Here is an 11,190-nt window from a genome sequence, read left to right as displayed (position 1 = left end):
GCCCTTCAGCGCCCTCGACGCGATCACCCGCGACCAGATGAACGAGGCGCTGTCGGAAATCATGGACAAGACGGCGAAGACGGTGATCTTCGTCACGCACTCGATCCGCGAGGCCGCTTTTCTGTCCGACCGCGTCGTGGTGATGGGCGGCCGCCCCTCCCACGTCGTTCTCGACGAGCGCATGCCGTTCGGGCGGCCGCGCCGTCTGGCGATCGAAGAGAATCCGGAATTCGGCCGGGTCGTCCGCCATCTGCGGCTGACCATCGAGCAGGCCCACGGCACGGCGCCGACGGGCCGCGGCGCAGGCGGGGAGTAGGACATGGCGGGCGCAATCGGAACGGAAACCGGCGCGATGCTCGCCGGTCCGGGGCAGACCCCGCGGCTCGGCGCCGGGCTCGGATCGGGCCTTCTCGGCGTGCGGGCCGTGCTCCTGCCGGTCGCCCTGGCGGTGGCGGCCCTCGCCGCCTGGCAGGCCGTCGTCGTGATCGGCAACATCCCGCCGGTCATCCTCCCCTCGCCGGTCTCCACCCTGCGCTACATCGTGGAGCACTGGGACATCCTCCTGACCCACGCGATCCCGACGACGCTCGAATCGGCGATCGGCTTCGTCCTGGCGACCCTGCTCGGGATCCTGCTCGCCATCGTGATCACCTACTCGACCCTGGCGCGCGAGGCGCTCTACCCGAATCTCGTCTTCTTCCAGCTGATCCCGAAGATCGCGCTCGCGCCGCTCTTCATCATCTGGCTCGGGATCGGCATGCAGTCGCGGGTCGCCTTCGCGGTCTTCATCGCGTTCTTTCCCGTGGTGATCGCGACGAGCGCGGGCTTCGCGAGCGTCGATCGCGGCATGCTGCGGCTGTGCCGGTCGCTCACGGCGAGCGAGTGGCAGGTCTTCACCCATGTCCGCTTTCCCGCCGCCCTGCCGCACATCTTCAGCGGGATGAAGGTCGCGATCACGCTCGCCATCATCGGGGTGATCATCGGCGAATTCATCACCGCGCAGGCCGGCCTCGGCTACCTCATCATCTTCGCGACGGCGCGGGCCGATACCGAGGTATCGATGGCCGCGATCGTCGTCCTTTGCGTGTGCGGGCTGCTGCTGTACGGGCTGGTCGCGCTCGGTGAGATCGCCGCCAACCGGATCTTCTCGGCGGACCCAGCGTGAGGGGTTTGAGACCATGAGCCAGAGGACGGCGCAGAGGGCGCGCCGGCTCGACCTGTCGGAGGCGGGAATCGTCGAGGACACCTCGCTCGCCGGGGACGTCGCGCGCCGCCTGGAGGAGGACATCCTGCGCGGCACGATCCGGCCGGGCCAGCGGCTCGACGAGCGCGAATTGTCCGAACGCTACGGCGTCTCGCGCACCCCCGTCCGCGAGGCCCTGCAACGCCTCTCGGCGAGCGGGCTCGCGAGCGCCCGCGGGCGCCAGGGGCTGCAGGTGGCGCAGTTCTCGGTGGCCGATCTCCTCGACGCCCTGAGCGTCGTCGCGTCGCTCGAAGCGCTGGCGGCCTCGCAGGCGGCGCGACGGATCACGCAGGAGCAGCGTACCGTGATCGAGGCCGCGCACGCGGCCTGCGGCGCGGCCATCGCGGAGGGGGATTACGATGCGTTCTACGACGCCAACATCCGGTTCCACGACGCCATCGCGGCCGCGAGCCACAACCGGGTCCTCCAGGACGAATTGCGGCGCCTGTCGGTGAAGACCGCGCCGTATCGCCGGGCGATCACTTTCCAGCCCGGCCGCATGCCGCAATCGCAGCCCGAGCACGCGGCGATCCTCGCGGCGATCCTGCGCAACGACGCGGCCGCCGCGGCGGAGCGGATGGCCCACCACGTCTCGCTCCTGTCCGAGGGCATCGCGGACTTCCTGCATTTCGTCCGCTCGTCGGACCATGCCGGCCTGTTCAAGGACGAGGCCTGAGCAGGGCGCCGCCCGTGCACGACGACGATCCGATGCGGCCGGTTGCGAAACCGACAGGCGGACGCTGTACACGACACCACCCTCTCCCGGATCTCCTTCCGCCGACGCCGCGATCGTCCGGGAGAGGGCGGCGGCCGAAGGCGGACCGGGGGGCCGTCCCAGGTCTGACGGAAGGGCCCTCGACGCCTACCGTGGCGGATCGATCGGGATCGCGATGCCGAGGCGGCGGGCGGCGGCGTCCACCGCCTCCAGGATCGCCGCCTCGTCGCGCGCGATCAGGCTCGAGAGGCCGCCGATTCCGAGGCCCGTGAGCCCCTGGCTCTCGGGCGAGAGCGGGACGGGCAGGCAGAGGATGCCGGCCCCGTGCGTCACCTGGCCGAGCGAGAGCGCGTAGCCGCGGCGGCGGATGGCGGCGACCGCGTCGAGGAGGTCGGCATCGTCGGGCACGACCGGCGCGTCGTTCCACAGATTGGCCAAAGCCGTCGCCCCGACGCCGGGCGCCCCCCGGGCCGCGACCCGCTCCCGCGTCTGCGCCGCGACGTGGACGACCGCCGCGTCCGGCATCCGCGAGAGCAGCAGCATTCCCATCCCCGAGCGCACCAGCGGCAGGCGATCGCCGACCTTGATCTCGAGGCGCATCGGGTGCCGGCTCGGGATCACGTCGACGTAGCGCACGCAGAGATCGGAGGGCACGCCGAGCAGGATCGTGTGCCCGGTCGCCGTCGCGACCTCGTCCATCAGCGCGCGGACATCCGCCCGCGGCGCGGCGGGGTCGACCCATCGCCCCAGCGCCGAGACCCGGCTGCTCGGCTTGACGCCGCGCCCGTCGGCTCCGAGCACCAGGTAGCCGTGATTCACCAGGCTCTGGACGAGGGTCGAGGTGCTCGATTGCGGATAGTCGAGCCGCGCCGCGAGTTCCGACACCGTCACGGGCCGCTGCACCGCGTCGCAATATTCCAGGATCTCCAGCGTCCGCATCGACGACTTGACCGTGACGCCTGCAGCCTTGGCGGTTCGGGTACGAGGCAACGGCTCCTCCATTATCATCAATATGATATTATTAATCCGATTGACGATCAAGAGACGACAAACTAGCGTCGAGACCGGGAAGGAAACCTCATGGATACGGCACAGGGCTTCTGGCCCGCGCGTGCGGACGACGACCTCGTCCGCCGGGTGCGGGCGTTCGTCGCCGAGACCATCGTCCCGGCCGCCCACGAGATCGACGAGCGGGACCTCTACCCGACCGAGATCGTCCGGCAGCTGGCCTCGCTCGGCTGCAACACGATCTGCCTGCCCGCCCGCTACGGCGGCGCCGGCGCGCCCTACACGGCGGCGGCGGCGGTCTGCGAGGAAGTCGGCTACGGCAGCGCCGCCGTCGCGATCTCGCTCATCACGATCTTCCAGGCCCAGACGATCATCCGCCTGTTCGGCTCGGACAGCCTCAAGGACCGCTACCTGCCGCGCTTCGCGGACGGCATGATCGCCTCCTACGCGCTGACCGAGGCCTCGCACGGCAGCGACATCCGCTCGCTCGACACCAAGGCGCGCCGCGAGGGCGAGTCCTGGATCCTCGACGGCGAGAAGTCCTTCATCACCTCGGGCTCGGAGGCCGAGTTCTTCGTGATCCTGGCCGAGACCGACCGCGGCGTCTCCGCCTTCGCGGTACCGCGCGCGAGCGCGGGGCTCACGGCCTATATCGGGCACAACTCGGCGACCTTCGGCCTGCGCAACGGCCCCCACGTCAACATCCGGCTCGAGGGCGTGCGCCTGCCCCTCGACCACCTGATCGGCCAGGACGGCAAGGGCGTGCGCCAGGCGGTCACCACCCTCGATTATTCCCGCACGCTGGCCGCCGCGATCAGCATCGGGATCGCCCGCGCGGCCTTCGACGCGGCGCTCGCCCATACGCGCGGCCGCGTCGCCTTCGACCGGACCGTGATCGAGTTCCAGGGCATCCAGTGGTACTTCGCCGACATGCTGGCCCGCATCGACGCGGCCCGCCTGCTGGTCACCCGCGCGGCCGAGGCGCTCGACGCGCCCGACCACGCCGACGTCCTGCGCTACGCCAGCGCCGCCAAGCTCGTCGCGGCCGAGGTCGCCACCGAGGTGGCCTCGAAGGCGGTGCAGGTCTGCGGCGCCTACGGCACGATGGTCAACGCGCCGTTCAACCGCTTCTTCCGCGACGCCAAGACCTACGAGATCGGCGGCGGCTCGACGGAAGTGCTCAGGAACACGCTCGCGAAGTACATCGTCAAGCAGGCGGCGTCGTGATCGCGGGTCTCCTCGCCGCCCAGGCCGCGCACCGGCCGGACGCCCCGTTCGCGGTCACGGCCGGAGGCGCCTACGGCTACGCCCAGGTCTGGAGCCTGGCGCGCCGCTTCGCCTCCCGTCTCGCCGAGGCCGGCATCCGGCCGGGCGACCACGTCGCGCTGATCGCCGGCAATTCCGTCGGCTACCTCGTCGCCTGGTTCGGCATCCAGGCGGCCGGCGCCGTCGCGGTCTGCCTCAACAACCAGGTGATGGGCGAGCGGATCGACTATCTGGTCGGCCAGTCGGATGCGAGATTCGTCGTCGCGGACGAGGCCTGGCTCGCGGCCCGGGCGGGCGACCTGCGCGAGGCGCGCGCCGCCCTGCCCCGCCTGCGGCTTCCCGCCGATGCGGAGCTCGATGCCGTCCTGGCCGACATCCCCGAGGCCGAGCCGGCGGCTCGGGCGGGTGCCGACCTCTGCACGATCCTCTACACCTCGGGCACGACGGGACTGCCCAAGGGCGTGATGTGCGCGCAGGACGGCTATCTCGCCACCGGACGCGAGACCGCCCGCATCCTCGCCCTGTCGGAGGACGACCGGATCTTCGTCTACCTGCCGCTGTTCCACACCAACCCGCAGATGTACGCGCTGATGGGCGCCCTCACCGCCGGGGCGTCGTTGGCGATCGCGCCGCGCTTCTCGGCCGGCGCCTTCTTCGACGACGCCCGGCGGCTCGGGGCGACGGGCTGCACCTTCGTCGGCACCGTGCTCGCCATCCTGGCCGCCCGCTACGGGGAACCCGTCCGCGACCACGCCCTGCGCTTCGCGATCGGCGGCGGCACGACGCGGGCGCTCGCCGAGACGATCGAATCCCGCTTCGGCGTCAAGGTGCACGAACTCTACGGCATGACCGAGATCGGCGGCTGGGTCTCGGGGGCGACGGCGGACGACCACAGGCTCGGCTCCGCGGGCCGGGTCCGGCCCGACATGGAGGTGGCGGTCGTCGATGCCGGCGACGCGCCGGTGCCCACCGGCGAGCGCGGCGAGATCGTCGTCCGGCCGCGCCGGCCGAACCTGATGCTGCTGGGCTACTACAACAAGCCCGAAGCGTTCGGGGAGGCCTGCCGCAATCTCTGGTTCCATACCGGCGACGTCGGCAGCTTCGATGCAGACGGCTATCTCTCCTTCCACGGCCGCACCAAGGAGATCATCCGCCGCGGCGGCGAGATGATCGCGCCGCAGGAGCTCGAGACCGAGTTGCGCAAGCTCCCGGGCATCCTCGACTGCGCAATCGTCGCCGTTCCCGACCCGATCATGGGCGACGAGATCAAGGCCGCGATCGTCGCCGAGGACGGCTTCGACCTCGCATCCTTGCGCGGGAGCCTCGCCCGGGTGCTGCCGGCCTTCATGCTGCCGCGCTACGCCGAGCGGGTGACGCAGATTCCGCGGACCGAGACCGAGAAGATCATCCGGCGCGAGCTCGAATACCTCGACCAGCGCGTCGTCGACCTGAAGCCAGCAGCATCGGCGGGAATGCCTGTTTGACCGCAACTTCGCGGTGAAGACAGGAGGCACCGGGGCGGTCCGACCCGCCCACCTCATCCCGGGGGGTGACCGCGAGGAGCCTCGACGGATGAGGTCGTTGTCGGGGCAGCGACACCATCTGCACTTCGAATCGTTACGGCCAGACAAGCCGGAGCAACGAGCGCCAAAAAAACAATGCCGTGAAAACGACACCCGAGGGAGGATCCAGCATGACCCTGACCAGAAGGACGTTCGCCGCGCTCGCCGGTGCCGCCTGCCTCACCGGTGGCCGGGCTCGCGCCCAGGAAGTCCGCGTCCGAGGGAGCGACGAGGTCGTCAGGCTCGGGGTCCTCACCGACATGACGGGGATCTTCGCCGACCTCACCGGCAACGGCTCGGTCGAGGCGGCCCGGATGGCGGTGGAACGCTTCGGCGGCAGCGTCGGCGGCCGGCGCATCGAGGTCGTCTCCGCCGACCACCAGAACAAGGCCGACGTCGCCTCGGCGATCCTGCGCAAGTGGTACGACCAGGACGGGGTCGATGCGGTGTTCGATTTCGCGAATTCGGCCTGTGCCCTGGCGGCGGTGCCGATCACGCGCGAGCGCAACAAGGTGATGGTCCCCTCGGGCGTCGGCACGACCGACCTCACGGGCCCGCAATGCTCGCCCAACACGATTCACTGGACCTGGGATTCCTACGGCAACGCCAACGCTCTGGTGAAGGGCGTGCTCGCGCAGGGCGGCAAGCGGTGGTTCTTCATCACCGTCGACTACGCCTTCGGGACCAGCCTCGAGACCACCATCTCGGCGCTCGTGCAGGCACAGGGCGGCACGGTGGCGGGCGCCGTCCGCCACCCGCTCGGCGCGCCGGATTTCAGCTCCTACCTCCTCACCGCCCAGGCCTCGGGCGCCGACGTCATCGTGCTGGCCAATGGCGGCACCGACTTGTCGAACGCCGTCAAGCAGGCGCGGGAATTCGACATCACGACGAGCCGCTACAAGATCGTCGCGCCGCAATTCAACCTCGCGGTGGCGCACGCGGCGGGGCTGGCGAACACGCAAGGGATGCTGGCCGTCGGCAGCATGAACTGGACCGACAACGACACCACCCGGGCCTTCGCGACGGCGCTCGCCAAGCGCAACAACGGCATCTACCCGGATGCGCTCCAGGCGGGGGTGTATTCCTCGGTCCTGTTCTATCTCCGGGCGGTCCGGGAGGTCGGCTCGGCCCGGGACGGGCGCGCCCTCGTCGCGTACCTGAAGTCGATCCCGATCGACGATCCGCTCCTCGGCAAGGGCCGGGTGCGGGCGGATGGCCGCTTCATCCACCCGGTGCAGCTCTACCGCATCAAGACCCCGGCCGAATCGACCGGCCCCTGGGACCTGTTCGAGACCATCGGCACCATCCCGGGCGACGAGGCGTTCCGCCCCCTCGGCCAGGGCGGCTGCCCCCTGGTGCGGGCATGAGCGCCCGACGAGAGACGCATACGCGCGCCCCGCACGGGGACGGCGCGAGCGCACCGCGCAAGGTCGCGGTCGTCGGGCTCGGCGAGGTCGGCACCGTCTTCGCCCAGGCCCTGCGACGCGGGGGCGTCGCGGTGGAGGCCACCTCCCGGGCGAGCCCGCGGGCTGCGCGCGCGGCGGCGGAGCTCGGCCTGCCGCTCGTCCCGCTCGCGCAGGCCGTCGCGGGAGCGGACATCGTCCTCCTGACCGTGACGGGCGAGAGCATGCCCGCCGTGACGGCCGCGCTTCTGCCCCACCTCGCCCCGGGGACGCTGGTGGCCGACTGCACCGCCGCCGCCCCGCTCCAGGTGCGCGAGGCCGCCGAGCGCGTCGGCCCGGGCTTCGTCGACGTCGCCATCATGGGGGCGGTGAGCCTGCACGGGGCGGGAACGCCGCTCCTCGCCGCCGGGCCGGAGGCGGGACGGCTGGCCGATGCCCTCAACCCGCTCGGCTTCCGGATCGAGGCCCGCCCGGCGGCGCGGGTCGGCGACGCCTCGGCCTTGAAGCTCCTGCGCAGCGTCTTCACCAAGGGCCTCGACGCCGTCGTCGTCGAGGCGATGCTGGGCGCCGAGCGCCTCGGCCTGCGGGCGGATCTCGTCGGCCTGCTCGCCGATTACGACCGCGCGCCGCTCGCCAACCACATCGCCATGTACCTGCGCACCCACCCGACCCATGCGGGGCGCCGGCTGGTCGAGATGGAGGAGGCCGCCGGCCAGCTCGACGCCCTCGGCGTGCCGAGCCTGACCACCCGCGCGGCGATCGCGCGCTACCGGCGCACCGTCGCGCTTGCCGGCACCGCGCCCCTGCCGGACGGGGCGCTCGATGCCGATGCCGGCATCGCGTGGCTCGCGCGCGCCGAGAGATCCGGGACGGAGGGCGGGAATGACTGACTCGGGCAAGGACCGCGGGCGCCATACGGTCGTCAGCGCCGAGGCGTTGCGCCACCAGATCGACCTCGTCCTCGCGGCCTGGGACATGGCGCCCGACGACCGCGACGCGGTCGCCGCGATGCTGGTCGAGACCGACCTGCGCGGGATCGAATCGCACGGGGCATCGATGCTGCCCCTCTACGACCGGATGCGGCGGGCCGGCGGGCTCAACCTGCGGCCCCGGCCCCGGATCGTGCAGGACGGCGAGGCGATCGCCCTCCTCGACGCCGATGCCGGTCTCGGCCATCCGGCCGCGATCCGGGCCGTGACCCTCGCGGTCGACAAGGCGGAGCGGATGGGCGTCGGCGCCGTGGCGGTGCGCAACTCGCACCATTTCGGGGCTGCCGGCCTCTATGCCGAGATGGCGGCGCGGCGCGGCTGCATCGCCCTCGTCACCTCGTCGGCCCGCACCGTCGCGGTGATCCCGGAGGGCGGCGCGGCGCCGGTGCTCGGCACCAACCCGATCGCCTTCGCGGCGCCGGCGACGGGACGCGACCCGTTCCTCCTCGACATGTCGACCTCGGCGGTCGCGGCCAACAAGGTCAAGGTCTATTCCTACCACGACACGCCGTTGCCGGTCGGCTGGGTGGTGGACGGCACCGGGCAGCCCGTGACCGACCCGCATCGCGGGCTGACGCTCTGCTTCGACGGCGAGGTCGGCGGGCTGATGCCGCTCGGCGGCTCGCGCGAGACCGGCAGCCACAAGGGGTACGGGCTCGCCGTGATGGCGCAGCTCCTCGGCAGCACGCTGGCGGGCGGCTCGTTCTCGCCCTTCCGCGCCCGCGGGACCGGGCCGGGGGCGCCCGACAATATCGGCCATTTCTTCCTCGCCCTGAAGCCGGCGGCGTTCCGCGACGGCGACGCCTTCCCGGACGAGGCGGCGGCGATCCTCGCGGCGCTCGAGGCGACGCCGCCGGCCGATCCGGACCGGCCGGTCCTCGTCGCCGGGACGCCGGAATTCCGGACCCGGGCCGAGCGGATCGCCCGCGGCATCCCGCTCAACGACGCCTTCCTCGATGCCGTGCGCGGGGTCGCGGCCGGGTCGGGCGTCCCCTTCCTGCTCGCCGGAGGCGCGTGAGCCATGTTCCACTACGACGGCACCATCCGCGACTGCCTCGGGCCCCGGCCCGCGACCCGGCCGCGCCGGATCGCGGTCCCGGCCGGGGCCTGGGACACCCATGCCCACGTGATCGGGGCCCCGCCCGAGCATCCCCTCGTGCCCGACCGGCACTTCACCGCCCCGCCGGCCACGGCCGAGGCGTTCCTCGCGATGCTCGACACCGTGGGGCTGAGCTACGGCGTTCTGGTCCAGGTCAGCGTCCACGGCACCGACAACCGGCTGCTCGCGCAGGCCCTGCGCGCCCATCCCGACCGGCTGCGCGGCGTCGCGGTGATCGGGCCGGAGACGGGCGACCGGGAGATCGCCGAGCTGAAGGATGCGGGCGTCACGGGGATCCGCCTGCTCGAGATCGTCGGCGGCGGCGTCGGCATGGCGCAGCTCGAACGCATGGCCGACCGCTGCGCCGAGGTCGGCTGGCACATCCAGGTCGCCGCCAAGGGGCCGCTCTACCCCGATCTCGTCCCCCGGCTCGCGGCCCTCAAGGTGCCGTTCATGATCGACCATGCCGGCTGGTGCGCCGCGCCGGAGGGCATCGACGCCCCCGCCTTCCAGGCAGTGCTGCGCCTCGTGCGCGAGACCGGCTGTTACGTGAAGCTGTCGGGGGCGTTCCGGCTCTCGGGGGAGGCCTACCCGTTCGCCGACACGGTGCCGTTCATGCGCGCCCTGCTCGAGGCCGGCCCGCGCCAAGTGGTGTTCGGCAGCGACTGGCCGCATGTCGGGCTCTACGAGCCCGGGGCCCGGCCCGATGTCGGGGCGCTCCTCGACCTGATCGCCGATTACGCTCCCGACCCGGCCGACCAGCACCGCATCCTGGTCGAGAACCCGGCCCGCTTCTACGGGCTGCCCCGGGGCTGATCGCGATTCGAGATCTGGAGCAGTCCACGCTGCCGAAGCGAGCCGCCCCATCTCCGTCGGGCATTGGTATGATATCGTTTCGGCAGAAATCGTCCGGGCGCCCGACGATGCGTCGGTCGATGGGGCTTCTCCATGGACTTTCGCGCGCTCAGGACCTTCCATGCCATCGCCGAGCTCGGCAGCCTGAGCAAGGCGGCGGATCTTCTTCGCATCGGGCAGCCGGCGCTCAGCCGACAGATGAAGCTGCTCGAGCACGAGCTGAAGGCCGAGCTCTTCGTCCGCAACGGACGCGGCATGGTGCTGACGAGCGCGGGACACCTGCTCCTGGAACGCAGCCTCAGCCTGCTGCGCCAGATCGAGCAGGTCCGCGACGACATGCAGTCGCTGGACCGGGTGCCGTCGGGCAGCGTCGTGCTCGGGGTGGTCCCGACGGTGAGCGCGGTGCTGTCGGCGCGGGTCGCACGGCGCGCCGTCGCCGAATTGCCGGGCGTCGCGCTCCGGATCGTCGAGAGCTACGGCGGGCACCTCGTCGAGTGGCTGCATCGCGGCCGGGTCGATCTGTCGATCATCTACGGTCCGGCGGTCGACCTGCATCTCGACGTCGAGACGCTCGGACGCGACGAGCTGGTGGCGGTCGGTCCGAAAGGGTCGGGCCTGGCCGAGCGCGCGCCCGTCGACCTCGCCTGGCTCATCGGCCAGAAGCTCGCCCTGCCGAGCCACTCGCACGGGCTGCGCCGCCTCGTCGAGAAGGCGGCGGAGCGCAAGCGGCTCGCGGTCGACGTCGTGGTCGAGGCCGATTCCTTCCGGGTCCTGACCAACATCGTCGAGGAGGGGATCGGCTACACCATCCTGCCGCCCTCGGCGATCCACGCCGAGCTGCAGCAGGACCGCCTCGAGATCGCGGCCTTCGCGCCGCCCGGCATCTCCCGCGAGGTCGTGCTGGCCTCCGCCACCGCGACACCGGCCTCGGTCGCGAGCGCGGCGGTAGCCGACCTCGTGCGCACGGAAATCGCCGCGCTCGTGCGCGAGGGACGCTGGCGGCTCGCGACCGCGTTCGAGGCCGCGCCCCGCTAGGCGGTGTGGACTCTT

The 11,190-nt window shown here is 71.8% G+C and carries 10 protein-coding genes and 1 pseudogene; 10 read left to right on the top strand and 1 reads right to left on the bottom strand.

Features of this window, described 5'->3' with window-relative positions:
• The 3 genes and pseudogenes from A5481_RS34760 to A5481_RS25585 all read left to right on the top strand — a co-directional run.
• A pseudogene (locus A5481_RS34760) lies at positions 1-316 on the top strand (ABC transporter ATP-binding protein); the annotation flags it as partial.
• Between the two features lie 3 nt (positions 317-319).
• The gene (locus tag A5481_RS25590; RefSeq protein WP_082173619.1) at positions 320-1,165 is read left to right on the top strand and encodes an ABC transporter permease; all 846 of its coding nucleotides are present in this window, start codon (positions 320-322) and stop codon (positions 1,163-1,165) included.
• A gap of 13 nt (positions 1,166-1,178) precedes the next feature.
• Positions 1,179-1,919 (top strand): GntR family transcriptional regulator, encoded by a 741-nt coding sequence (locus A5481_RS25585; RefSeq protein ID WP_053082621.1) that lies wholly within the window; start codon positions 1,179-1,181, stop codon positions 1,917-1,919.
• Positions 1,920-2,105: 186 nt separating this feature from the next.
• On the opposite strand, the gene A5481_RS25580 is transcribed toward A5481_RS25585, so the two are convergent.
• Positions 2,106-2,948, bottom strand: coding sequence for an IclR family transcriptional regulator (locus A5481_RS25580; RefSeq protein ID WP_167350109.1), 843 nt, complete (start codon positions 2,946-2,948; stop codon positions 2,106-2,108).
• 90 nt (positions 2,949-3,038) lie between these two features.
• Between A5481_RS25580 and A5481_RS25575 the strand changes: the two genes are divergently transcribed.
• The 7 genes from A5481_RS25575 to A5481_RS25545 all read left to right on the top strand — a co-directional run bounded on the left by A5481_RS25575 (position 3,039) and on the right by A5481_RS25545 (position 11,175).
• Entirely contained in the window at positions 3,039-4,193 is a 1,155-nt protein-coding gene (locus A5481_RS25575; protein ID WP_048437495.1) for an acyl-CoA dehydrogenase family protein, read from the top strand.
• Positions 4,190-5,716, top strand: coding sequence for a class I adenylate-forming enzyme family protein (locus tag A5481_RS25570; protein WP_048437496.1), 1,527 nt, complete (start codon positions 4,190-4,192; stop codon positions 5,714-5,716). The genes A5481_RS25575 and A5481_RS25570 overlap by 4 nt, the downstream gene beginning before the upstream one ends.
• Positions 5,717-5,925: 209 nt before the next feature.
• Positions 5,926-7,161, top strand: a complete 1,236-nt coding sequence (locus A5481_RS25565) for an ABC transporter substrate-binding protein (protein WP_048437497.1) — start codon at positions 5,926-5,928, stop codon at positions 7,159-7,161.
• A complete protein-coding gene (locus A5481_RS25560; RefSeq protein ID WP_053082622.1) occupies positions 7,158-8,087 on the top strand; it encodes an NAD(P)-binding domain-containing protein in 930 nt (309 codons plus the stop codon). Before A5481_RS25565 ends, A5481_RS25560 begins: the two co-directional genes overlap by 4 nt.
• On the top strand, positions 8,080-9,204 hold the full coding sequence (locus tag A5481_RS25555) for an Ldh family oxidoreductase (RefSeq protein ID WP_048437498.1): 1,125 nt from the start codon (positions 8,080-8,082) through the stop codon (positions 9,202-9,204). Before A5481_RS25560 ends, A5481_RS25555 begins: the two co-directional genes overlap by 8 nt.
• A 3-nt stretch (positions 9,205-9,207) precedes the next feature.
• The gene (locus A5481_RS25550) at positions 9,208-10,101 is read left to right on the top strand and encodes an amidohydrolase family protein (protein WP_048437499.1); all 894 of its coding nucleotides are present in this window, start codon (positions 9,208-9,210) and stop codon (positions 10,099-10,101) included.
• Positions 10,102-10,233: 132 nt separating this feature from the next.
• Positions 10,234-11,175 (top strand): LysR family transcriptional regulator, encoded by a 942-nt coding sequence (locus tag A5481_RS25545; protein WP_048437500.1) that lies wholly within the window; start codon positions 10,234-10,236, stop codon positions 11,173-11,175.
• Positions 11,176-11,190 lie beyond the last annotated feature (15 nt).

The sequence above is a fragment of the Methylobacterium platani genome, from assembly GCF_001653715.1.
In the GTDB taxonomy this organism is placed as follows: Bacteria; Pseudomonadota; Alphaproteobacteria; order Rhizobiales; family Beijerinckiaceae; genus Methylobacterium; species Methylobacterium platani.
This window is presented reverse-complemented; position numbering and strand designations above follow the sequence as displayed.